Raw genomic sequence first — 23092 nt, 5'->3', positions numbered from 1 at the left:
CAGCCGGGGGAACGCTCCGCCGGCCGGCCGACGCGCGGCGGCGTACCCAGGCCAGGGAGGCGTAGCCGCAGCCGGAAGCCCCGACCACGGACTAGCTAGTGGAACTCGTGGACGACCTCGATCAGTCCCACAATGTGCTCGTTGAACTCGTCCAGCTCCTCGGCCGGGACCCACAGCTCGAGGATCGTCTTGCCGCCGACCTGTTGGACCGGGTAGCGGCTCACGAACTCCGAGGCCACGCGGAAGCGGGTGACGTAGCCAACGCCGGACGCCGGTACGTTCCAGTCCCGGGCGATCATGACCGCGTAGTCCTCGTTGAGGACCGGGTAGAAGATCGGCTGGTCCGGCAGGCGTGGGGGCCAGCGACGCCACCCCGAATCCCGGACGAGGGCCAACTCTTCCGGCCCGGTGGGACGCCACAACACCGTCGTGCCGTCACCGCTGCTCATGTCGACCTCGCCCCCCGAATCCTGGTGGGGCCGAAGGCTACCGATGGGCTGACCAGCGGCACCACTGAATTCGGCGCTGTGCGGGGGCGGGCCGATGACGGCTCCGACGCTGCCCGGTCTTGAACCGGTGGCCCCGCAACGCCATCGATAGCCTGTTTGGGCCTGCCACTGAGGTTCCGGAATCGCGCCCGTGACAGCGCTGTACCTGAAGGCCAGACTCGTTCGGGTGGAAATCGTCGAGTTGGGTGTCGTCGCTGCCCCGTCCGGTGTCCTGGTTCTAGCGACGGTCGGGCACCTCGACTGGGTCTGCTGCAAGTGTAGGTGACATCTGAGATGGCTTGCGCTTGTAATGGGCTGGAAGGATGTCGTTGTGCCCAAGCCTTACCCCCGAGAGTTCCGCGATGACGTCATGCGGGTGGCCCGTGACCGTGAGGCGGGCGTGACCGGTCGAGCAGATCGCGAAGGATTTCAGGATGCACCCGATGACGTTGTTCACGTGGCTGCGCCGGAGAAGGCCGACGTCGACGCTGGCGCGGTCAGCGGCGGTGAGACCGTCGAGATCACCGATCACGGGTACCCGATCGCCAGGCTCGTCCCGGCGGGTGACGACAGGTCGACGCTGACCAGGCTGGTGGTCGCAGGGCGGGCCGCCGCCCCGACGGGCAGCGGTCCCGTACCGCTTCCGCCGAAGCTCGGCGACGAGACGGTAGAGGTGGTTGCCACGCTCGCCGACATGCGGGACGAGGAGCGCTGCTGACTGTCTCTGCAATGCGTCGATCCGGCGGCTTGTCGCAGGCACGTCACGCAGCGCTAAGGTATACCGACGGTATACTGCGTCGCGTGGATACGACGATCAAGGTGGACGCCGCGACCCGGGACCGGCTCAGCCTGGTGGCCCGGGAACGGGGGATCACCATGCGCGAGCTGGTGACCCGGCTCGCCTGGGAGACGTTGACCCGTGACGAGCTGCAACGCCGTGGCGACCAGGCCGAAGAGTACGTGCGAACCAGGATCGCCCCGGACCTCAGTTACCAGGATCTCGCCGACGCGGAAAGTGTCTGGCGGGCCGTCGAGACAGGGGAGGCCCTCGAGGGCCTGCCGCATCCCGACCGGCGTCCGAGAGCGGCATGAACCCTGGTCTGCCCGCCGGTGTCGTGTTCGACCACAGCGCCCTGCTGACCCTCGGCGTCGGGCATCCGGTGCTCTCCGCCCTGGTGGTGCAGGCGCACCGGGAGGCCGGCCGGCACGTCTTCGTGCCCGCTGTCTGCCTGGCGGCGGCCTCCTCGATCCGCCCCGCGCTCGGGGAACATGTCGGCAGGTTGCCTGCCCTTGAGGCCGTGGAACTGGACTACGCGGGTGCCCTGTCGGTTGGACGCCTGGTCGAGCAGGGCGTGGACTGGCAACTTGCCCACGCGGTGACCGTTGCCCGTCCCGACCCGGAGTGGCCCGCCGGGCGGCCGGTGGTGACCGAGTCACCCAAGGCCTACGCCGGGCTGGGAGTGGTCACGATCCAGATTCCTCCTGACCTGCGCTGAGGCGCCGATAGTGTGCTGGGCGCCGAGCCGCCTGCTCATGTCTGTATCCATGTGGGGATCGCTCTGCCGGCAAACCTGATGCTCGCCCCAGTCATACAGCGCATCACGTCGATGGTCGTTCATGGTCCACATTGGCCGGCGTTTGACGCTTTGATCTTGTGGTGTCCGGATCGCTAAGCGACGACCTGGTAGCGGGCGAGCATCGACATGACGGTCTCGATGCGGGCCGCCAGTAGTCGGTCGGGCGGATGATGTACTCGGACCGTCGTGACGATGGAGCCGGGATCGTTCGCCAGTTCCAGACGGAGCGCCATGGTTCCGACGAGTGGGTAGCTGTACCACCCTTGCGGGTCTTCGGCGTCGGTACCGCTGAGCCCTGCCTCGATGGCGTCCCAGTCCCAGTCGTCGGCCTCGTAGTCGACCAGGGCTGCCAGTGACTCGATCAATGCGCGGACGTTGGCGGTGAGGATCCACCTGCCGGTGCTTCCAGGCGAACTCGTCTCGACGCTGTCGCTCATGCGCGTCAGGGTAGGCGGGAGACAATGGGGCCGCGCCGGTCCTCCTCCGTGTTGGGCGACGTGGGGGAGAGAACCGGGCACGTCCAGGCGGTGGACCTGCTGCAGCGACCCGGCGACCCGACTGCCGCGCCCGTCGGAAGCCCCTACCTCGCCCGGCGGCCGGCCACGCCGGGCTTCCGTACCGCAGCGGACACCTACGATCGTCAGATGTTGACCGGCGTGCTTCTGGATGCCCTGCTTGAGTGTCTGACGTTCCTTGAGCTGAGCGATGACGACGTCGTTGATCCGAATGAAGCTGCATCCGTCCAAGACCGGGTCGCCGGCCTCTTCGGCACGTTGGGGCCGGGTGAGCGCGAGATGCTCATCGGACTTGTCAAGGCTCGGGCGGCTCGCGAGACGGGTGTCGTGCGCGAGTGGCTAAACGAGTTGCCGGAGAGCTTGGGTCTCCTCGACGAGGATTAGGGGTGGGGACCGTTCCCCAGCAGCCCGGCGTACGCGTCCCGGCGGCTGTCGGTGTGCTGCTGGATGCCCTCCGGTCAGGCCGGTGCGGACCGGAGGGCGTCCACCACCGGGCGTCGCGTGGCGACCATGGCGGGGATGGCGGTGAACGCGGCGATGGCGAGCAGGACTCCGAATGCGGTGGCCAGCAGCCAGGGAACGGGTGGGTACTCGACCTCGGCACGGCTGACGAACGCGAGGAGCCCGATGCCGGCCGGGATCCCCGCCACGACGCCGGGAACGGCGGGGAGCAGTTGCGCTACCGCCAGGCCCACGGCAGCCTGCGCGGGGGTGGCACCGAGTGTCCGCGCGACGGCCAGTGGCTGGCGGGCGTCGAGGACTGTGGTCCAGGTGCTCACGACGGCGTTGACGAGCGCGAGGACGCACACCACGAGGACGACCACGAGCAGGGCCTGCTCCATTCGCTCCCGGCGGGGGTTGGCGAGTTCCGTGTAGCCGAGGTCGAAGTGCTCCACCTGAGTGTTGACCATGAGTACGGCAACGAGTGCGGTCGTGGTGATCAGGGTGTTCATGGTGACCAGCCGGGCGCGGCGCTGCCGGCGGGCGTTGATGCGTACCCCGATCAGCAGGGCGGTGGGCAGCCGCCGTGACAGCCGGATACGCCACCGCCGGCGCTGCGGTGGCGTCGCGGCGTCGGCGAGCGCGTGGACGGTGCTGGTGGTGGCGACGCGTACCACGGGTACCAGCGTCGCCACCACGGCGATCGTGAGGGCGAGGACCGTGACGGCGACCACCGTGCGGAGCGCGGGTGGCTGGGCGTTGACGGAGCCGATGAGTCCGGCGCTGGGGCGGATCAGTACGGGGGCGGCGAACCAGCCCCCGGCCAGGCCGGTGGCGGCGGCGGTGAGCCCGATCACGAGGTACTCGGCGAAGTGGACGACGGCGATCATGGCTGGTCCGGCACCGACGGCCTTGAGGAGACCGACCCGGCGGCGGTGGCCGATGATCCGGCCCGCGACGATGCCGGCGACGCCGGCCAGCGCGAGGCCGCTGAGCAGCCAGCTGCCGACGAGCAGCGTCATCTGCGCGTCGCTGTACAGCCGACCGTTGAGGTCGTCGATGGCCTGCCAGGTGGTGAGTTGGTCGCTGACCGGGTACGCGGTGCTCGCCGCCGGGTCGGCGAGCTTGAGGTTCAGCGTGTAGGACAGCGGCTGGCCGCCCGCCAGCGTGGCGATGTCGCTGCGGTCGACCCAGACCAGGCCGCCGCGCTCGACCAGGATGCTGCCCGGGTAGTGCCACCCGGCGTACGGATATGTGGTTCTCGCGGCGGTGACCGCGGTCCCGACCACGCGTAACGGATGACCGTCGAGGTCGACCGTGTCGTTCACGCGGATGCCGAGGGCGTCGGCGAAGGCCCGCTCGACGACCACGCCGCCGGGACGTACCCAGGTGCCGTCGGTCACGGCGGGCCGGTCGACCGATACCGGTGTGGTCTCCCTGCCCTCGACGACGGCGTGCGCGGATACGCCGCCGGTCGTCATGGTCAGGTAGGCGATCGGGAAGGGGCCACTGTGATCGGTGACGCCGGCCGCGGTGGCCAACGATGCGAGCTCGTCCAACGCGGCCTGGCCGGTGGCCCGGGGTGTCACGATCACGTCCGGGCCGGCGGTGGCGGTCCGGGTCTGCTGGTACGGCCGGTCGGCGACCTCGTTGAGGGTGAGGCCGAGGGTCAGCGTGGCGGTGGCGGCGGTGATGGCGACCAGAAGCAGGACGGTCTCGGTCCGGCGGCGGCGCAGGTCGCGCACCAGCAACCGGCAGACCAGCAGGAGACGGCCGGACATGTCAGCGCCACCCGCCGAGGCCGGTGCCGGTTGCGGTGGTGGCGAACCGGCTGTCGTCGGCGAACGCCCCGTCGCGCATGGAGATCACCCGGTCGGCGACCGCGGCGATGCGGGCGTCATGGGTGACCACCACGAGGGTCTGTCCTGTGGCGTGCAACTCCTCGAACAGCCGCAGCACCTCCAGGGTGGCGGCGCTGTCCAGGTTGCCGGTGGGTTCGTCGGCCAGTACGACCAGCGGCTCGTTGCTCAACGCGCGGGCGATGGCGACCCGCTGGCGCTGCCCACCGGACAACGCCGAGGGCAGGTGTGCGGCGCGGTCGGCGAGCCCGACCCGGTCCAGCAGGTACATCGCCCGCTTGCGTGCCCGCCCCGGAGGCCGGCCGGCCAGCAGCGCGGCCAGTTCCACGTTCTCCACGGCGGTGAGTTCCTCCATGAGGTGGAACGACTGGAAGACGAACCCGACGCCGTCGCGCCGCAGCCGGGCCAGGGCCCGTTCGCTCATCGTGTCGATCCGGTGCTCGGCCAGCCACACCTGCCCGTCGGTCGGGCGTTGCAGCCCGCCGAGCATGTGCAGCAGGGTGGACTTGCCGCAGCCGCTCGGGCCCATGATCGCCAAGGTCTGTCCGACGGGCACGTCCAGGTCGACCTCGTCGACCGCGCGTACCAGCGCGTTGTGCGAGCCGTACCACTTGGTGAGCCCACGTGCCCGCAGCGCCACCGAACCGGTCATGCCTTTGCCCTCCGCCCTGCCCGATCCCGTCCGGTCCACATGCGTTCGCATGCCTCCAGCCATTCCAGGTCGGCCCGCAGCCGCAGCACGACGCCCTCCAGCAGCAGCCCGGCGACCGGATCCACCGACCGGTCCAGCGCCGCGCGCTGGGTGTCGCGCAGTCGACGCAGCACCTCGCGCCGCTGCGCGTCGACCAGTTCCACCGGATCAGCCAGCCGTCCGGCCGCGGCGGCCACCAACTTCAGGTGGAACTCCGTAAGGTCCGGCTTCGGCCAGTTCACCTCGGCCAACCACCCCGCGACCCGCTGCTGTCCGGCCGGCGTCAGCGCGTAGACCCGGCGATCGGGCCGGTCCGGCAGACCCTCGGCCCGCTCCGACGTCACCAGTCCGGCCTTGCCCAGCCGGGCCAGCGCCACGTAGATCTGCCCGGCGTTCATCGACTCGCCCAGCGGACCGAGCGCGGCCCGCATCCGTCCGCGCAACTCGTACCCGTGCGCCGGCTCCTTCGCCAGCATGGCCAGAACCACGTCCTGCACCCCGGCACACTCCCTCGCTCCGGATCGTTAATAGATAGCCGGTAGCTATAGGGCTGTCAAATCCGGCGGCAGGTGTACGGAGGTGGTCCCTGCCGGTCCGAGTGAGGGTTCTGCGCGCAGTGCTTCGATGGCCCCGCCGTCCGCTCGGCGGCAGCCGCGTTCACCGAGCCTGGAGCAGTCCCCGTTCGGCCAGGAAGGCACGCAACGTCTCGGCGTCCTGGGCGGACATCAGGTCGCGGGGGATCACGGTCGCCGGGTTCCCGCGGACGTACACGATCCAGAACTCGGTGGTGTCCCGCACCTGGTCGACGCCCTCCCAGGCGATCCCGCCGGACTCCGAGCCGCTGCGCATCATGATGTTCTCGTCGGTGATGTCGTAGGAGCCCTCGACCGCGTAGCGGCCGGAGCGCCGCCGGGCCCGCCACCGCGCCCATGGCGCGTACAGCATCGCCAGCAGACCACCCACGAGCATGGGTATCCACAGCGGTGTGAGCTGTTCACCCCACCCGGGTCCGCGCGCGGCGGCGAGCCCGACCGCCCCGAGGGCCGCCAGCACCGCGCCGACCTGGCCGTACCTGCGCAGCCGGACCCTGCTGAGCGCGGCGGCCACCCGGCCCGGGTAGTCGGGATCGGCGGGGACGTCGAAACGGATGTGCACGTCAGCACGATAGTGCCCACCGCCGCCCCGGGCAGCGGGCACCGTCGGAGGGCCGGCGGCGACGTCACCGCCCGGCCGGGTCGACCCGCTCGCCGCGCATGACCTTGCGCTTCCTGGCCTCGAACTGCTCCGTGCTCAACGCTCCCGAGGCCCGCTGGTCGGCCAGTTGCCGGATCAGGGCGACACGGTCGACCGCCGGCTTCCGTCGGTCGGCCGGCTCGGGGTCGGCCAGACCGGCCTTGAGGACGTCGAACTCCTCGCGGGTGAGCGCTCCGGTACTCCGCAGATCGTGCAGGGCCTTCAGCCGCGTCCACGGGGTGCTCCGGCGTGGCGCGGCAGCGGTCCGGGCACCGTCCTTCGTCCGTCCCGGTCCGCTGCCGCGTCGACCCCGTCGGCGGACGAGTTGCACGATCCCGACGATCCCGACGGCCAGGCCCATCGGGATGCACACGGCGGCCACGATGGACGCGCCGAGCCGTGCGTCCGGCGGCATCGACGGTTGGGTGAGCACCTTCACCAGCAGGGCGGTGCCGCCTCCGGCGAAGCCGGCCGTCCACAGGACCTGCCCGGTGCCCGGTTCGGAGAAGCCCCGCCCGCTGACGATGAAGCCCAGTACCCACATGAGCGCACCGCTCATCGACAGCCAGAACAGGGCATCCGAGCCCTCCGGGCAGGGCCGGGTGATCGCATACGGGCCACCGGAGGCGCAACTGCCGATGTCGAGTACGCCGTTCAGCCCGATGCCCAACAGCACGATGCCGATCAGGCCGATCACGAGGCCTGCGATCTCACGTGTGACGGTCTTCATCCACGCTCCTGTAAGTGGTCGAGGCCCTGATGATCGCAAGCGTCGACCAGGGGGCGTCACGACCGCAGCGGGTGCCGGTCATCTGGGCAAACATCGTCAGACTTCGATAAAATGCGGCCGGTGCCTGGCGCGTCCACAACGGACCGGCCTACCGTCGCCACATGGTCTCGCGTCGATCGGTCCTGCGGGCGGTACCCCTTGCTGCCGCTGCCCTCACCGCCGCCCCGGCTCGTCCCCGTTGGCTGGGCACGCCGTCCACGTCGACGGACCCGGACCGGGTACCCGCCGACCCGGCCACCGTGCCGCCCGCCGCGACCGCCGTACGCGGCTTCACCGCCGACCTCTACCGCGCGTTGGCGTCGACCCGCGCGGGCGGCAACGTGGTGTGCGCGCCGTACTCGGTCGGGCTCGCGCTCGCGATGACCAGGGCGGGCGCCGGCTCGACCTCGGCGGACGAGATGGACGCGGTGCTCCACGCGCCGTATCCGCGCCCCGGCGCGCTCGACAGTGGGCTCAACGCCGTCGACCAGCTGCTCGCCGGCCGGTACCAGGACGGCGACGGAGTCAGGCTGCCCCGCCTGACCACGGCCAACGCCCTGTGGAGCCGCCTCGACCTGGGCCTGCGACCCGGATTCCGGGACACCCTGGCCGGCTACTACGGTGCCGTGCCGCACCCGGTCGACTTCCGCGGCGCGCCGGAGGCGGCCCGCCAGGAGATCAACACCTGGGTGTCCGACCGGACCAACGCGAAGATCCCGGAGTTGTTGCCGTCCGACGCGGTGGGTGCCGACACCAGCCTGGTGCTGACCAACACGGTCTACCTCAAGGCCGCCTGGAAGTACCCGTTCACCCCGACGGCCACGGCGGTGGAGCCGTTCACCCGGGACGACGGTACCGTCGTCGGCGTCCCGGTCATGCGCGGGCCGTTCGACCGGATGGGCTACCTGGAGGGGGACGGGTGGCGTGCGGTCGACGTGCCGTACGCGGGCGACGGACTCGCCATGGCCATCGTCATGCCGACCCGGGGCGACCTCGCCACGGTCGAGGCGAGCGTCGACGCGACGTGGCTGGGGGAGCTGCTCACCGGGTTCCGGACCACCGACGTCCAGCTACGTCTGCCCCGCTGGACGTTCCGCCTGCCGGCCGAGCTGGGCGCGGTGCTGAGCGGCCTCGGCATGCCCACCGCGTTCTCCACCCGGGCCGACTTCGCCGCGATGAGCACCGAACCGGCCCTGCGTATCGACAACGTGGCGCACGAGACGTTCATCGCGGTGGACGAGAAGGGTACCGAGGCCGCCGCCGCGTCGGCCGTCATCGTCCGGCCGCCGACGATCCCGCAGGGGCCGCAGTTCTTCGTCAACCGGCCGTTCCTGTACGTCATCCACGACCGGTCCACCGGTGTGCCCCTCTTCCTCGGCCGGGTCCACGACCCGTTGGTCACCGGCCCGGCCTGACCGGAACCGGTCGACACCGTCGGTCGATCCGCATCACCGGACGTGCCGCGACGCATCCCGGCAGGAGGGTGAACCGGCTGGTCAGGCCCGGTCCCGGTCCGGGGCGGCAGGTTGTCCGGCCCCGGTCGGGAGCCCGTCGGGCAGCCGGTCGCGGCAGAAGTCCCGGAAGGACCGGGGCGGTCGGCCGGTCACGTCCGCGACGGTGCTGGTGGTCCGGTCCTCCGCGCCGGCCGCGACCGCCGTGTCCAGGCCCGCGAGGAGGCGGGCGAAGTCGGGCGGAAGGCCGTGCCGTTCGTGGTACGCCGCGAGCGCGTCCTCGTCGACGGCACGGTGCCGGACCGGGCGTCCGCCGAGGTCGGTGAGGATCGCGGCGACGTCGGCGTAAGTCAACCGTTCCGGCCCGGTGACGATGTGCTCGGTGTCGTGTGGCGTCGGGTCGGTGAGGGCGCGGACGGCCACCTCGGCGATGTCGGCCGGATCGACGAACGCCACCCTTGCGTCGCCGGTGGCGCTGACGATCTCGCCGCGCTCCCGGACGCTCGCCGCGTGCGGATGGTCGCCCACGAAGTTCTCCATGAACCAGGACGGTCGCAGCACCGCCCATTCGGGGAGCAGCCCGCCGAGCCGGGCCTGCACCTCGCCCAGCCCGGGATCGCCGGCCCCGATCGCCGAGGAGCTGAGCAGGACGGCCCGCCGTACGCCGGCCCGTCGGGCCAGGTCCAGGAAGGGCAGCATGACGGGTGCCGGGTCGACGTCGCCGACGGGCGGGATCAGGTACAGGCCGGTCACGCCGTCCAGTGCGGCGGTGTGGGTGCCGGGGTCGTACCAGTCGAAACGGACGTCTCCGGCGGATGCCCGGCGGCTGGTGACGCGGACCGGGTGGGCGGTGGCGGCGAGTTTCGCGGTGACGAGGCGGCCGGTCGTGCCGGTGCCCCCGATGACGAGGATCATGAACGGACCAGCCCTCCGCCGAGCAGTTCCTGCGCGGCCTGCGGATTCCAGTAGTCGCGGTAGTGCACGAGGTGCCCGTCGCGGGCGGTCAGGACGGCGATGTACCGCATCTGGTACGGCTTCCCGGTGGCGACGACGACGCCCCCGGCGGTGAACTCGGTGACGACCACCGCCGGGTCGACGGTCTGGTGCACGGTGACCTCGGTGATCTCACGGACGTCGAGCATCTCCGGGTAGCCGATCAGGTAGTCGTGCAACGCGGCCCGGCCGGCCACCCGGCTCGGCTGACCGGGTGGCGCGAACGGGAACTCCAGCACGCCGTCGTCGGCGAACAGCGCGACGAAGCCCGCCATGTCCTTGGCGAGCAGCAGGTCGATGGCCTGGTGGAACAGGTCGACGGTGGTCTTCGGCACAGGCGTCCCCTCTTGGTCGGTGGCCGTCCGCCACGGACTACGATAAGCGGACGGTCGGTCCGGTTAGAGCTTAACGGACTGTCGGTCCGTTTGCGAGGGGAGGGTGATGTGCGCGCCGACGCGGTACGCAATCGGGGGGCGGTGCTGGCCGCGGCGGACCGGCTGTTCGCGGCCGCGACCGACCCTGACCAGGTCTCGATGGACGACGTCGCGGTCGCCGCCGGAGTGGGCAAGGGCACCCTGTTCCGGCACTTCGGCGATCGGCTGGGACTCGTCCGTGCCCTGCACGCCGAACGCGGCGACCGCCTCCGGGCGGCACTCGCGGCGGACCAGCCGGCCGGTCCGCCGGCGGAACGTGCCCGGCACCTGCTCCGCGAACTGGTCCGGTTCAAGCGGGACAACCGGGTGCTGACGCTGGCCCTGGAGAACGCGGGCAACGGCAGCCCCTACCGCGCCGGGTCGTACGGGCAGTGGCACAGCCTGTTGGCCGGTCTGGTCGCCGAGGCGCGGGGCCCGGAGTCGGCGGACTACCTCGCCCACGTCCTGCTGGCGGCCGTCCGTAGCGACCTCGTGGAGCATCTGGCCGACTGGTCCGATGAGCGCTGGGACGCCGGACTGACCGCGTTGACCCGGTCGGTGCTGGGCGATGCGACGTGACCGGGTCGTAAACGGATCGGCAGCGGACGCCGACGCTTGTAGCGTCTCCCGGATGGGCGGCTACGACGAGCGGGACCTGGTCCGACGCGGGTACGACGCACTCTCGTACCACTACCGGGCCGACGACGCCGACGACGGCGGGTACGCCCCCTGGCTCGCCGACCTCCACCAGCGCCTGCCCGCCCCGGCGGCGGTCCTCGACCTCGGCTGCGGCTGTGGCGTACCGGCCGCCCGTTTCCTCGCCGACGCGGGGCACCAGGTCACCGGCGTGGACATCAGCGACGTACAGGTCGCACGGGCCCGCCGCCTGGTGCCCACCGCGACCTTCCTCCGCGCCGACGCCACCCGGCTCGACCTGCCGCCGGCCTCGTTCGACGCGGTGGTCTGCCTGTACGCCCTGATCCACATGCCGCTGGCCGACCAGCCGAAGCTCATCGAGCGCATCGCCACCTGGCTGCGCCCCGGCGGCTGGCTGCTGACCACCGTCGGCAGGGACGCCTGGACCGGCACCGACGACAACTGGCTCGGCGGCCCCGCCACCATGTGGTGGAGCCACGCCGACGCCGCCACCTACCGGTCGTGGCTCCACCGGGCGGGACTGACCGTCACCGTCGAGGACTTCGTCCCGGAAGGCACCAGCGGACACACCCTCTTCTGGGCGCGCCGCCCGGAGCGCTGACGGCTTCCTCCGCCGTCGCACCCGCCCGCCGCCGCACCCGCCCGCCGCTGCACCCGCCCCGGCGGAGTGATCAACACAAGATGCGGCATCTCGGGGCTTCCTCCTGTTCGGAAAGGCCAACATGCCGCACAGTGCGCCGGATAAGCGGGGCGGGGTGAGCCGCACGCTGCCGTACGATGTGGACACACCGCCCGGGGCCGAGGACTTGGAGTGCGTGGTGACCGATCGGGGCACCAGCGTGACGGCGTCCCCACCGGTCACCGGCACGGCCGTCGCCGGCAGCCGGAACACGGTGGTGCTGGTGCTCTTCACCGCGATGACGAACCTGGCCGACGGTGTCACCAAGGTGATCCTGCCGTTGCTGGCCACCCGGCTCACCGAATCACCGGCGCAGATCTCCGGCGTGGCGCTCACGCTCACCCTGCCCTGGCTGCTGGTGGCGTTGCACGTCGGTGTGCTGGTCGACCGGTTCGATCGCCGTCGACTGCTGTGGGCGGCGGAACTGGTCCGGCTGGCCACCATCGCCGGGCTGTTCGTCGTCGTCGCGCTGGACGCGGTCAGCCTGCCGCTGCTGTACGCGTCCGGGCTGACCCTGGGCGTGGCCTCGGTGGTGGCGCTCACCGCCGGGGCGGCGATCGTGCCGGCGGTGGTACCGGCCCGGGACCGGGAACGGACGAACTCCTGGGTGGCCGGTGCCGAAACCGTCTGCAACGAGTTCTGCGGCCCGTTCGTCGGCGGTCTGCTGGTGGCGGCCGGCGTCAGCGTGGCGCTCGGTGCCACCGGCGTCACGTTCGTCATCTCGATGCTGGTTCTCGCGTTGCTGGTCGGCCGGTTCCGGCCCCGGTCCGAGGACCAGCGTCCGACCGGCAGCGTCAACCAGCAGATCGCCGCCGGGCTGCGCACCCTCTGGCGGCACCGCCTGCTCCGGGTGATGACCATGGTGGTGTCGGTGCTGGCCGCCTGCTGGGGTGCCTGGCTGGCGCTGATCCCGCTGGTCGCGACCAAGGTCATGAATCTGGACGCGCGGGGCTACGGGATCCTGCTCAGCGCGCTCGGGGTCGGCGGCCTGGTCGGCGCGCTGACCGTCGGGCCGATCAACCGGTGGCTCGGCCGCCGCTGGGCCATGTTCGCCGACATCCTCGGTACGGCCGCGATGGTGGCGGCACCGGCGGTCAGCACCAGCATGTGGGTGGTCGCCGTGGCCGCGTTCCTCGGCGGCATGGGCGGCACCCTGTGGACGGTGAACTCGCGGACCATCAGCCAACGGCTGGTCTCCGGGGACATGCTGGGTCGCTACAACGCCGCCGCCCGGCTGTTCAGCTGGGGTGCGCTGCCGGTGGGCGCCGGCCTGATGGGCCTGCTCGCCGAGTGGTTCGGTGTCCGGGCCGCGTTCGCCGTGTTCGCGGTGGCGACCCTGGCCCTGGTCGTGCCGTTCCTGCGTACGGTCACGCCCGCCGCCCTGGCCGAGGTCCCGGACAGCCGCGACTGAGCCCCTCGACGGGAAAAGGGGCGGGCCGGCGCGGTGACCTGCCCCTGTCGTCACCGGCCGGCCGGGGCCGCCGGCTGTCGACCGCCGGGATCCTCCAGCGTCGAGGTCATCGGTACGAACCGGCCACCGTCCCGGGCCGAGTCGGCGATCGCGGTGAGCACCTCCAGCACGTGGAAGCCGCGTTCCGCCGTGGCCAGCGCGGGCCGGTCGGCCAGGATGGCCCGCGCCAGGTCGACCAGGCCCATCCCCATGAAACCGTCGGACGCCTGCGGACCGGACACCACCTCGGTGAAGTCGGTGTCCCCGGCCCCCCGCAGCAGCACCGGCCCGCCCCACGAGTTGGCCTGCGCGGCGACGATCGTGCCCCCGGTGCCGTGGATCTCCAGGTGCGGGGTGCGGGTGGCGGTGACGTCGAAGCTGGTCACCAGCATGCCCAGCGCGCCGGTGGCGAACTCCAGCACGGTGTTGACGTGCGTCGGGGTCTGGACCGGGAAGGTCGAGCCGGCGCGGGGGCCGGTCAGCACCACCCGTTCCGGCCGGGCCGTCGCCCCGAGGGCACCCACCCGGACGACCGACCCCATCAGCGCGGTCAGCACCGTCAGGTAGTACGGCCCGATGTCGAACAGCGGGCCGGCGCCCTCCTGGTACAGGAACTCCGGTTCGGGGTGGAAGCGTTCCGGGCCGGCGTTCATCATGGCCGCGTTCACCGAGACCGGGGTGCCGATCGCGCCCCGGGTGACCAGGTCCGCGCAGGTGCGCGGCCCGGTCCCCAGGAACGTGTCCGGCGCGGTGCCCACCCGCAGCTTCCGGGCCCGCGCGGTGTCGAGGATGCGCCGGGCGTCGGCCAGCGAGGTGGCGAGCGGCTTCTCCGTGTAGACGTGCTTGTCGTACGCCAACGCCCGCAGGGTCAGCTCGGCGTGCACCCTCGGCGGGGTCAGGTTGAGCACCAGGTCGAGCCCCGGATGCGCCAGCAGGTCGTCCACCGACGGTATCTCCGGCAGCGCGTGGGCGGCGGCCAACGCCCGCGCCCGTACCGGGTCGGCGTCGGCGCACGCGACGACGTCGACCTCCGGCTGGCCGGCCAGGTTCGCCACGTACCGGGAACTCACGTTCCCGCAGCCCAACACTCCTACCCGGACCGGTCCCCGGCCGGCGTACCCACCCCGGGACCCGGCACTGCCGTCACCCATGTCAGCCGAGCCTGATCTCTCGGCCGGTACGGGCCGACTCGTAGACGCCGCCGAGCATCCGCATGACCTCCGCACCGTGCGAGACCGGGGCCACCTCCTCGGCCTCACCCAGGCAGAGCGCGACGAAGTGGGCGACCTCGGCGGCGAACCCCTCGGCGAAGTCGAACGACAGGTGGTCGATCTGCGGGGCCAGGTTCAGGACGGTGTCGGCCAGTTCGGTGGCGATCCGCAGCTCCGGTTCGAGTTCCGCCCCGCCCCGCTCCCCGAACACCGCCACCTCGAGCCGGTCCTGGAGGGCGTGCAGGGAGTAGCTGGTCTCCAGGGACAGCGAGGCCCCGTTGTCGAACCGGATCAGTGCGGCGGCGAAGTCCTCGACGTCGCTGCGGGACGGGTCGTAGTCGGCGACCTTGTACCGGGACAGCGACGTCACGTTCGCCCGGTTGCCCAGCGGCGAGTGGGTGACCGCGCTGACCGTGACCGCCTTCGGGGTGCCCATGAAGTACCAGCACAGGTCGAGCACGTGCACGCCGATGTCGATGAGCGGCCCGCCGCCGGAGCGCCGGCTGTCGGCGAACCAGCCGCCCGGGTTGCCGAGGCGTCGGATGTTCGTGGCCCGCGCGTGGTAGACGTGGCCCAGCATGCCGTCGTCCACGAAGGACTTCAGCACCCGGGCGTTCGCGCCGAACCGCCGGACGAAGCCGACCTGGAGGTACCGGTCGTTGCGGGCGACCGCCGCCTCCAGCGCCTCGGCCTCGTCGACGGTACGGCTCAGCGGCTTCTCCACCAGCACGTGCTTGCCCGCGTCCAGGGCCGCCGTGGCGATCTCGGCGTGGCTGTCGTTCCAGGTGCAGATGCTCACCGCGTCGATCTGGGGATCGGCGAGCAGACCGTCCAGGGTCGGGTGGACGCGCTCCACCCCGAAGGTCTCCGCCTTCTGCGCGCTGCGCTCCTGGTTGAGGTCGTACACCCCGACGAGCTGGACCCGGGGGTTCGCGGCGTACGCGCCGAGGTGCATGTCGGCGATGCTGCCGACCCCGATCACGCCGACGCCGAGCCGGCTCACTTGGCGGCCCCGGCTCCGGCAACAGCCCCGGCGCTGGCAGCGACTCCGGTCCCGGCAGCGGCTCCGGCGGTGGCGGCGGCTTCGGCCTGGGCCTCGGCGAACAGGCGCTTGGCGTTGGCCAGGCCGATCGGGTTCGCCATCAGGCACTCCTCGATGCCCTCGAACTCGATGGAGATGAAACCGTCGTAATCCGCCGCGACGATGCCCTGCACGATCCGCCGCATGTCCAGGTCGCCGTAGCCGACGATGGAACCGAGCAGGTACACCCCGCCGGGCGTGTGGTGCCAGCCCTCACCCGGGTACTGCCGACGGACGTAGAAGTCCTTCAGGTGCACGATGCTCGCGTACGGGGCGTTCTCGGCGACGGCCACCACCGGGTTGTCGTCGACCGACATGAAGTTGCCGACGTCCAGGGTCGTCCTGAAGTTCGGTTCGTCGACCAGGTGGATGAGCCGGCGTACCCGCTCACCGCCGTTCATCAGCAGCCCGTGGTTCTCCACGCTGGTGGTGATGCCGTACTGGGCCGCGTACCGGGCGATGTCCCGGCAGACCTCCACCATGCGGGGCATCAGCGCCTCGAACTCGGCGATGTCCTTCGCCCGGTGCGCCCACCGGGTGACGTCGTGCCGGAACAGGGTGATGCCCAGTTCGGCGGCCACGTCGAGGTGCCGCTTGACCCGGGCCAGGTGCCGCGGCGCGTCCTCGCCGAGCAGATCGGCCGGGACGACCAGGTTGGACAGGGTGACCCCCTGGTCGGCGGCGCGGGTCTTCACCTGCTGCACGAACGCCGGGTCCTGGTCGAGCGTGGAGGTGTCGTTGGAGATCTCCGGGGACAGCGACACCGTCGCGATCTCCATGTGCGTGGCGTCGCTGGCGCCGATCCAGTCGATCACGTCGAACAGGCTCATCCTGCCGGTACGCAGGTGCTGGTAGAAGGAGTAGGAGCTGAAGCCAAACTGCACGGATACGTCCTTTTCTCTGGTTGGAATCGTCACGCGAGGGCGGCGTAGCGGCGGCGTCGTTCCGCCTGGCGTACCGGATCGGGCAGGGGTGAGGCCATGAGCAGCCGCCGCGTGTACGGGTGGTGCGGGTCGGAGGTGACGGCGGCGCCGTCACCGGTCTCGACGATCCGGCCCTTGAACATGACCGCGACCCGGTGGCAGATGTAGCGGACCACCGACAGGTCGTGCGAGATGAACAGGTACGCCACGCCGGTCTGCTGCTGGATGTCGATGAGCAGGTCGAGGATGCGGGCCTGGGTGGACAGGTCGAGGGCGCTGACCGGCTCGTCGCAGACGATCAGCCGGGGCTCCAGGGCCAACGCCCGCGCGATGGCGATGCGCTGGCGTTGACCGCCGGAGAACTCCCGCGGGTACCGGCGTCCCGCGTCGGCGGTCAGGCCGATCTGCCGGAGCAGCTCGCCGATGCGTACGGACGCCTCGGCGCGGGAGGTGCCCTGGGCCCGCAGCGGCTCGGCGAGAATGCTCTCGACGGACATCGCCGGGTTCAGCGACGAGTACGGGTCCTGGAAGACGACCTGGATGTCGCGGCTCAGCGCGCGCCGGGCGCGCCGGCCGGCCCGGGTGATGTCGGTGCCGTCGAAGGTGACGCTGCCGCTGCTGACCGGGGCGAGGCCCAGCAGCGCCCGGCCCAGGGTGGTCTTGCCCGACCCGGACTCGCCGACCAGGCCGACGGTCTCGCCGGCCCCGATCCGGATCGAGACGTCGTGCAACGCGTGGAACGACGGCCTGCGCCAGCCGGAGCCGCGGTAGACGACGTTGAGGTCCCGGACGTCGAGCAGCGCGGCGCCGGGGCGGTCACCGGTCTCGGTGCGGTCGGTGTCGGGGCGGTTGCCGCTGTCGGGGTGGTTGTCGGCGTCGGTCACGAGGACACCTCCTGGCGGTGGTCGCGGGCCCGCCGGGGCGGGGCGTCGTCCAGGGTCGAGTCGAGCAGCATGCGGGTGTACTCGTGCCGGGGGTCGGCGAAGAGGTCGGCGACGGGCCGCTGTTCCACCACCAGGCCGTCGCGCATCACCGCCACCCGGTCGCAGATGTCGGCGACCACGCCCAGGTTGTGGGTGACGAGGACGAGCCCCATGTTCCGTTCCCGTTGCAGGTCCCGCAGCAGCTCCAGCACCTCCGCCTGCACGGTGACGTCGAGCGCGGTGGTGGGTTCGTCCGCGATGAGCAGCTCCGGGTCGCAGGAGACCGCGCCGGCGATCAGGACCCGCTGGGCCATGCCCCCGCTGAGCTGGTGCGGGTAGGCGGCGAGGGTCCGGGCCGGGTCGGGGATGCCGACGCGTTCGAGCAGGTGCAGCGCCCGGTCGGTGGCCGCCCGGCGGGACAGCCCGAGCTTGCGGCGGATCGGTTTGGTCAGTTGCGCGCCGACCGTGAACGACGGGTCCAGGTTCGACATCGGTTCCTGCGGGACGTAGGCCATCTTCTGCCCGCGCAGTTTCTGCATCTCCCGCTCGGAGAGTCCGACCAGGGAGCGACCGTCCAGGGAGAGGTGCCGCGCGGAGACGTGGGCGTCGGGCGGGAGGAGCCCGAGGACCGCGAAGGACGTCTGGGACTTGCCCGACCCGGACTCGCCGACCAGGCCGAGCACCTCGCCCCGGGCGACGTGCAGGGAGACGTCCCGGACCACGGTCTTGGGGTTGCCGTCCTCGGCGACGTACCGCACGGCGAGGTTCTCGACGCGCAGCAGCGCGTCGGGCGGGGCGGGGACGACCGCCGGAGCGTCGGTTCCGTAGGTGTCGGCGGCCGATGGGTCGGCGGCCGGGACCGCGGTGGCCGGTGCGGTGGTCGCCGGGGTGGCGGGGTCGGGGTGCGGGGTGACCGTGGGGCTGACGGTGGGGGTGACCGTGGCGTCGTCCTTCGCCGGGGAGAGCCCGGCCCGTCGCCGGGCCTTCGTCCGACGGCCGGTGCCGAGCGAGTCGGCCAGCGCCGCCCCGAAGAGCACCAGCGCCATCACGGTGAGGCCGATGGCGACACCGGGGGCGACGACCAGCTCGGGCGCGCGTTGGAAGTTCTGGAAGGCGTTGCTGAGTTCGCCGCCCCAGCTCGGCCGCTGCGGGTCGCCGAAACCGAGGAACTCCAGGCCGGACTGGACGATGATGGCCATCCCGAAGATGAACGAGGACCGCACCAGGACCGGCCCCAGCACGACCGACAGCACGTGCCGGAAGATGATCCGGACGTCGGACAGCCCGGCCACCCGGGCCGCGTCGAAGTAGAGCTCCTCGCGTACGCCGATCACCGCGCTGCGGGTCAGCCGGAAGATGTCCGGCGAGGCCAGCACCCCGAGGGTGATCATCGTCGGGGCGAGGCCGCTACCGAGCGAGGCGATCACCACGATGATGATCAGGATCTCCGGCAGCGACATCAGCATGTTGGAGAACCAGCTGGACAGGCCGTCGAACCACCGGCCGTGGTAGCCGGCGAGCAGGCCGGCCGGCACCCCGCACAGCAGGGCGGTGACGACCATGATCGTGCCGGCCTGGAGGCTGACCCGGCCACCCCACAGCAGCCTGCTCAGGATGTCGCGGCCGTTGCCGTCGGTACCCAGCGGATGGTCGGCGCTCGGCGGCCGGAGCGCCTCCGACAGCACCACCAGGTTCGGGTCCTGGGGAGCGAGAAGAGGCGCGAGGACGCTCGCGACGACGATGGACAGCAGTACGCCGCCGGCCACCACGCCCATCGGGTTGCTGAGGAAGGCGCGGGCTCTCCGGAATGTCAGGCCCGCCCCGGCGGTCACGTCGGCGCTCATGAGTTCCGAACCTTCGGGTTGAGGGCGGCGTACAGGATGTCGACCGCGAGGTTGACCAGGACGACGACGAGCACCGTGAACAGCAGCACGCCCATGATCACCGGGATGTCGCTGTTGCCCGAGGCGTTGATGGCGACCGCGCCGATACCCTGGAGGCCGAACACCCGTTCCACGATGGCCGCGCCGCTCATCGCCGCGATGAACTGCAACGACAACATGGTCAGCGCGGGCGGGGACGCGTTGCGCAGCACGTGGGTGAGCAGGATGTTCCGCCCCGACAGGCCGCGGCTGCGCAGCGTACGGACGTAGTCCTGGTTGGTCACGGTGATCACGGAGTTGCGTAGCTGCTGGGCGATGGCGGCGATCGACCCGATGGACAGCGCGACGATCGGCAGGGTGATGGAGAGCAGCCAGCCGCCGGGCGAGTCCTGCAGGTGCACGTACCCGGTGGCCGGGAACCACCGCAGGTTCACCGCGAAGACCAGGGCCAGGATGATCGCGACCCAGAAGTTCGGCAGGCTGAACCCGAGCACCATGACCACCTGGAGCACCCGGTCGAAGGTCCCCGGGCGGGTCGCCGCGAGCAGGCCGAGGGCGATGCCCAGCACGGCGGCCACCACGACGGCGCCCAGCGCGAGCGAGACGGTGACCGGCAGCCGCGTCACGATCAGGTCCATCACCTGGGTGTTCTGCGCGGAGGACAGGCCCAGGTCACCCCGGAGCGCGCTGCCCAGCCAGTCCAGGTACTGCTCGACGACCGGCCGGTCCAGGCCGAGCTGTTCCCGCTTGACCGCGACCTGTTCCTCGGTGGCGTAGAGGCCGAGCGCGCCCCGGGCGGGGTCGGACCCGGTGAGCATGAGGAAGAAGAACATCCCGGTCACGACGGTGAACGCCAACAGCAGGCCCATGGCCAGTCGCCGAGTGACGAAGCTCAGCATGCCGGCTACCTCCTAGATGAGCTGGTTGACCACCGGGCGGGTCGGTCGGCGTCCGACCCGCCCGGGGTGGGCCGGCTACTTGGCCGGGGCGAAGAACCGCAGGCTCGGCATGAGCTGCGCCTGCTGCATGGTCACGTCGATCTCCGGCTTGGAGAGGTAGACGTTCTCCTGCGTGACGATCGGCGCGAACCAGGCCTGCTCGACCAGGTGGGTGTTGAGCTCCTTGTAGAGCGCGGCCTGCTGGTCGCCCTGGGCCGCCGGGATCTCCTTCAGCAGCCGGGTGACGGTGGCGTCGGTGTACTGGAAGTTGTTCCACAGCGACGTCGGGGTGAGCTTGTTCAGCACGTCCGTCCAGGCGGGGATGTTCGTGGAGAACGAGAGCATGAACGCCGGCTGGCCCTTCAGGGTCTCCAGGCCGCCGTTGGCGAAGCCGTTGACCGGCACCTGCTCGACGGTGATGCCGACGTCGCCGAGGTACTGCGCGACGATCGGGACCAGCGGGGACATGAAGCCCTCGCTGAACGACACCTTGATCGTGAAGCCGTCCGGGTAGCCCGCCGCGGTCAGCAGTTCCTTCGCCTTGGCCGGGTCGTACGGGTACCGCTCGTTGAGGCTCGGCACCCACGCCTCGCTGGCCGGGTTGAAGGTCTGCGTGGAGACCTGACCGAGGCCGCCGTAGTGGGTGTCCAGGATGGCCTTGCGGTCCAGCGCGTGGTTGATCGCCTGCCGGACCCGGACGTCACCGAGGGCGGGGGAGACCTTGCCGGCCCGGTCCTGGAGGATGATGCCCTGCCACTCGCCGGGCACGGTCGCGACGGTGAGCCCGTCGGTCTTCGCCTTCGGCACCATGTCCGGCGTGCCGTACATGAACTGGATCTGGCCGGTGGTGAGCGCGTTGTACCGGGCGGTGAACTCCTCGTACGGCCGGATCACCACGGTCTCGAACGGGAACGCGTCCCGGTTCCAGTAGCCCTCCCGGGAGGTGAACGTGTAGCGCACGCCCTTCTCCGAGTTGCCGGCGTCCAGCAGGTACGGGCCGGAGCCGACCGGGGTGGTGGCGATCCCGCCGGCGGCGAGCGCCTTGGGGCTGGCCATGTACCCCAGGTAGGTGGCCAGGCCGGCGAGCAGGCCGGGGCTCGGCTCGCTGAGGTGCAGCTTGACGGTGGACTTGTCCACCACCTCGACGCGTTCGATGACCCGGGCCGCCTCGGACGCGCTGCCCGCGCCCTTCTTCCGCGCCTCCAGGTTGACCCTCACCGCGTCGGCGTCGAAGGCGGTGTCGTCGCTGAAGGTCACGCCGTCGCGCAGTTTGAGGGTGAGTTCGGTGAGGTCGGCGTTGTACTCGTACTCGGTGGCCAGGTTGGGTTCGATCGTGGAGTCGGGTGTCTTGCGGAGCAGCGGGTCGTAGACCGCCTCCGCGTAGTGGATGACCGCGCCTTCCTTCATCTCGGCGGGGTCCCAGGTCAGTACGTCACCGTTGTTGCCCAGCACGAGCTGGGAGGAACTGGCCTCGGTCGTCTGTCCACCACCGCTACAACCGGCGAGGGCGAGAGCGACCGCGGCGAACGCTGCGGTCAGCGTACGGGTGAGTTTCACCGTTTTCCCTTCTTGTTACGGCAAAGCCACCGCCGGTCGGCGCTGCTCTGGTAGCGAGAACCAGCGAGAACTGTTCGATCGGTCAGGTGAGTCCCAGTTGCCGGCTCGTCACCATGGCGGCGGCGCCGCGCAGCACGATGTCGTCGCCGAGTTCGGACAACCGCAGGACGATGTCGCCGTGCACCTCGGTCAGCGCGCGCTGCCGGATGGTCTCCATCACGGCTGCGGCCAGCGGCCCCTCCAGCACCCGGTGGGGTCCGCTGAGCACGATCTCCGAGACGTTGAGCGCGGCCACGATCGGCGCGAGGACGGCTCCGAGCGCCTCGCCGGCCACGGCCAGCACCCGGCTCCGCTCCGCGTCGGTGTGGGCGTACGAGAGGTCGTCCTGGATGCGGCGGGTCGACAGCCAGGTCTCCAGGCACCCGAGCTTGCCGCAGACGCACTTGCGGTCGCTGGCGACGTCGACCACCACGTGGCCGATCTCGCCGGCGGCGAACCGGCTGCCCAGTACGGGTGTGCCGTCGAGCAGCAGCCCGGCCCCCACGCCGACGCCGACCCGGATGAGCAGGGTGTCGGCCGCGCTCCGTCCGTAGCTGCGTTCGGCGAGCACGGTGGCGTTGGCGTCGTTGGAGACGACCACCGGGCAGGAGAAGCGTTGCACCAGCGTCGACTGGAGGCCGAGGTCCTGCCAGCCCAGGTTGGGGGCGCTGAGCACCACGCCGGTGACGTCCACGATGCCGGGGGTGCCGATGCCGATCCCGAGCAGCGGTGCGGTCACCTTGTCGCGGAGCGCGGCGACCAGGCCGACGACCTTCGTCAGGGCCTCGGTGCCGGTGCTGCCGTCGATCTCGACGTCCTGCCGGGCCACCACCGTGCCGGCGAGGTCGAGCACGGCCCCGCGGTAGAGGGTGGAGTGGCTGAGGTCCACCGCGATGGTCTGCCGGGCCCGCTCGTTGAACTCGAGCATGATGGCCGGTTTCCCGGGCCGGGTCCCGGTGCGGGTGCCGACCTCGACCACGAGGTCGTCGGCGAGGAGTTCACCGACCACGTCGGAGACCGAGACCCGGGTCAGCCCGGTGCGGCGCGCCAGGTCCGCCCGGCTGTGCGGGCCCTCCCGGTACAGGGTCCGCAGCAGCAGTTCCCGGTTGTGCACCCGGACCTGTTCCGGGCGCACCTTCTCGCCGGACCGGACCCGGCCGGGAGCACCGCCACGATCGGGGTTCGCCGGCGGCTCGACTGGGCTGGTTCCCGCCTCATCAGTGCACGTCACCCGGTTAGTACAGGGGGCTAACAAACCCACGAACAAGAGTCGGGCTCGGCTTGTTACGGAGTCGTGACGTTGTTTCGTAGTGGCGTCGAC

The 23092-nt window shown here is 71.2% G+C and carries 24 protein-coding genes and 1 pseudogene; 8 read left to right on the top strand and 17 right to left on the bottom strand.

What is annotated here, in order from left to right; genetic code table 11:
- Window positions 1-95: 95 nt before the first annotated feature.
- Window positions 96-449, bottom strand: coding sequence for a hypothetical protein (locus tag PVK37_RS29485; protein WP_275031084.1), 354 nt, complete (start codon window positions 447-449; stop codon window positions 96-98).
- A gap of 370 nt (window positions 450-819) precedes the next feature.
- Between PVK37_RS29485 and PVK37_RS29480 the strand changes: the two genes are divergently transcribed.
- The 3 genes from PVK37_RS29480 to PVK37_RS29470 all read left to right on the top strand — a co-directional run bounded on the left by PVK37_RS29480 (window position 820) and on the right by PVK37_RS29470 (window position 1984).
- Complete coding sequence (locus PVK37_RS29480) at window positions 820-1206, top strand: type II toxin-antitoxin system Phd/YefM family antitoxin (RefSeq protein WP_275031083.1); 387 nt, start codon at window positions 820-822, stop codon at window positions 1204-1206.
- 83 nt (window positions 1207-1289) lie between these two features.
- Complete coding sequence (locus PVK37_RS29475; RefSeq protein WP_275031082.1) at window positions 1290-1580, top strand: hypothetical protein; 291 nt, start codon at window positions 1290-1292, stop codon at window positions 1578-1580.
- Window positions 1577-1984: a PIN domain-containing protein gene (locus tag PVK37_RS29470; RefSeq protein ID WP_275031081.1), complete on the top strand. Its 408-nt coding sequence runs from the start codon at window positions 1577-1579 to the stop codon at window positions 1982-1984. The genes PVK37_RS29475 and PVK37_RS29470 overlap by 4 nt, the downstream gene beginning before the upstream one ends.
- A 173-nt stretch (window positions 1985-2157) precedes the next feature.
- Here PVK37_RS29470 and PVK37_RS29465 read toward each other — a convergent pair whose 3' ends face one another.
- On the bottom strand, window positions 2158-2502 hold the full coding sequence (locus PVK37_RS29465) for a hypothetical protein (protein ID WP_275031080.1): 345 nt from the start codon (window positions 2500-2502) through the stop codon (window positions 2158-2160).
- Between the two features lie 90 nt (window positions 2503-2592).
- On the opposite strand from PVK37_RS29465, the gene PVK37_RS29460 reads away from it, so the two are divergent.
- Window positions 2593-2964 (top strand): hypothetical protein, encoded by a 372-nt coding sequence (locus PVK37_RS29460; RefSeq protein WP_275031079.1) that lies wholly within the window; start codon window positions 2593-2595, stop codon window positions 2962-2964.
- Between the two features lie 74 nt (window positions 2965-3038).
- Here PVK37_RS29460 and PVK37_RS29455 read toward each other — a convergent pair whose 3' ends face one another.
- The 5 genes from PVK37_RS29455 to PVK37_RS29435 form a co-directional block, all read right to left on the bottom strand.
- Window positions 3039-4802: an ABC transporter permease gene (locus PVK37_RS29455; protein ID WP_275031078.1), complete on the bottom strand. Its 1764-nt coding sequence runs from the start codon at window positions 4800-4802 to the stop codon at window positions 3039-3041.
- Between the two features lies 1 nt (window position 4803).
- On the bottom strand, window positions 4804-5532 hold the full coding sequence (locus PVK37_RS29450; protein ID WP_275031077.1) for an ABC transporter ATP-binding protein: 729 nt from the start codon (window positions 5530-5532) through the stop codon (window positions 4804-4806).
- The gene (locus PVK37_RS29445; protein WP_275031076.1) at window positions 5529-6068 is read right to left on the bottom strand and encodes a PadR family transcriptional regulator; all 540 of its coding nucleotides are present in this window, start codon (window positions 6066-6068) and stop codon (window positions 5529-5531) included. The genes PVK37_RS29450 and PVK37_RS29445 overlap by 4 nt, the downstream gene beginning before the upstream one ends.
- A gap of 160 nt (window positions 6069-6228) precedes the next feature.
- Window positions 6229-6726: a YcxB family protein gene (locus PVK37_RS29440; protein WP_275031074.1), complete on the bottom strand. Its 498-nt coding sequence runs from the start codon at window positions 6724-6726 to the stop codon at window positions 6229-6231.
- Window positions 6727-6790: 64 nt separating this feature from the next.
- Complete coding sequence (locus PVK37_RS29435; protein WP_275031073.1) at window positions 6791-7534, bottom strand: SHOCT domain-containing protein; 744 nt, start codon at window positions 7532-7534, stop codon at window positions 6791-6793.
- Window positions 7535-7695: 161 nt separating this feature from the next.
- Here PVK37_RS29435 and PVK37_RS29430 point away from each other — a divergent pair, with 161 nt between their 5' ends.
- Window positions 7696-8988, top strand: a complete 1293-nt coding sequence (locus PVK37_RS29430) for a serpin family protein (RefSeq protein ID WP_275031071.1) — start codon at window positions 7696-7698, stop codon at window positions 8986-8988.
- Between the two features lie 216 nt (window positions 8989-9204).
- On the opposite strand, the pseudogene PVK37_RS31945 reads toward PVK37_RS29430, so the two are convergent.
- A pseudogene (locus PVK37_RS31945) lies at window positions 9205-9315 on the bottom strand (ergot alkaloid biosynthesis protein); the annotation flags it as partial.
- Window positions 9316-9935: 620 nt separating this feature from the next.
- Window positions 9936-10352: a nuclear transport factor 2 family protein gene (locus PVK37_RS29420; RefSeq protein WP_275031069.1), complete on the bottom strand. Its 417-nt coding sequence runs from the start codon at window positions 10350-10352 to the stop codon at window positions 9936-9938.
- Between the two features lie 108 nt (window positions 10353-10460).
- On the opposite strand from PVK37_RS29420, the gene PVK37_RS29415 reads away from it, so the two are divergent.
- The 3 genes from PVK37_RS29415 to PVK37_RS29405 all read left to right on the top strand — a co-directional run bounded on the left by PVK37_RS29415 (window position 10461) and on the right by PVK37_RS29405 (window position 13177).
- On the top strand, window positions 10461-11009 hold the full coding sequence (locus PVK37_RS29415) for a TetR/AcrR family transcriptional regulator (protein ID WP_275031068.1): 549 nt from the start codon (window positions 10461-10463) through the stop codon (window positions 11007-11009).
- 52 nt (window positions 11010-11061) lie between these two features.
- On the top strand, window positions 11062-11688 hold the full coding sequence (locus PVK37_RS29410; protein WP_275031067.1) for a class I SAM-dependent methyltransferase: 627 nt from the start codon (window positions 11062-11064) through the stop codon (window positions 11686-11688).
- 217 nt (window positions 11689-11905) lie between these two features.
- Window positions 11906-13177: an MFS transporter gene (locus tag PVK37_RS29405; protein WP_275031066.1), complete on the top strand. Its 1272-nt coding sequence runs from the start codon at window positions 11906-11908 to the stop codon at window positions 13175-13177.
- A 50-nt stretch (window positions 13178-13227) separates the two neighbouring features.
- Here the strand turns inward: PVK37_RS29405 and PVK37_RS29400 are convergent, their stop codons facing one another.
- The 8 genes from PVK37_RS29400 to PVK37_RS29365 form a co-directional block, all read right to left on the bottom strand.
- Window positions 13228-14367: a Gfo/Idh/MocA family protein gene (locus PVK37_RS29400; RefSeq protein WP_275031065.1), complete on the bottom strand. Its 1140-nt coding sequence runs from the start codon at window positions 14365-14367 to the stop codon at window positions 13228-13230.
- Window position 14368: 1 nt separating this feature from the next.
- Window positions 14369-15430, bottom strand: coding sequence for a Gfo/Idh/MocA family protein (locus tag PVK37_RS29395; RefSeq protein WP_275031064.1), 1062 nt, complete (start codon window positions 15428-15430; stop codon window positions 14369-14371).
- Window positions 15427-16392 carry a sugar phosphate isomerase/epimerase family protein gene (locus PVK37_RS29390; protein WP_275031063.1) on the bottom strand — a complete coding sequence of 322 codons (966 nt, stop codon included), beginning with the start codon at window positions 16390-16392 and terminating at the stop codon, window positions 15427-15429. The genes PVK37_RS29395 and PVK37_RS29390 overlap by 4 nt, the downstream gene beginning before the upstream one ends.
- 29 nt (window positions 16393-16421) lie before the next feature.
- A complete protein-coding gene (locus PVK37_RS29385; protein ID WP_275031062.1) occupies window positions 16422-17315 on the bottom strand; it encodes an ATP-binding cassette domain-containing protein in 894 nt (297 codons plus the stop codon).
- Window positions 17312-19198, bottom strand: coding sequence for a dipeptide/oligopeptide/nickel ABC transporter permease/ATP-binding protein (locus PVK37_RS29380; protein ID WP_275031061.1), 1887 nt, complete (start codon window positions 19196-19198; stop codon window positions 17312-17314). Before PVK37_RS29380 ends, PVK37_RS29385 begins: the two co-directional genes overlap by 4 nt.
- A complete protein-coding gene (locus PVK37_RS29375; RefSeq protein WP_275031060.1) occupies window positions 19195-20136 on the bottom strand; it encodes an ABC transporter permease in 942 nt (313 codons plus the stop codon). Before PVK37_RS29375 ends, PVK37_RS29380 begins: the two co-directional genes overlap by 4 nt.
- A 75-nt stretch (window positions 20137-20211) precedes the next feature.
- Window positions 20212-21732: an ABC transporter substrate-binding protein gene (locus tag PVK37_RS29370; RefSeq protein WP_275031059.1), complete on the bottom strand. Its 1521-nt coding sequence runs from the start codon at window positions 21730-21732 to the stop codon at window positions 20212-20214.
- Window positions 21733-21814: 82 nt separating this feature from the next.
- Window positions 21815-23002: an ROK family transcriptional regulator gene (locus PVK37_RS29365; RefSeq protein ID WP_275031058.1), complete on the bottom strand. Its 1188-nt coding sequence runs from the start codon at window positions 23000-23002 to the stop codon at window positions 21815-21817.
- Window positions 23003-23092 lie beyond the last annotated feature (90 nt).

The sequence above is a fragment of the Micromonospora cathayae genome (assembly GCF_028993575.1).
Taxonomy (GTDB): domain Bacteria; phylum Actinomycetota; class Actinomycetes; order Mycobacteriales; family Micromonosporaceae; genus Micromonospora; species Micromonospora cathayae.
This window is presented reverse-complemented; position numbering and strand designations above follow the sequence as displayed.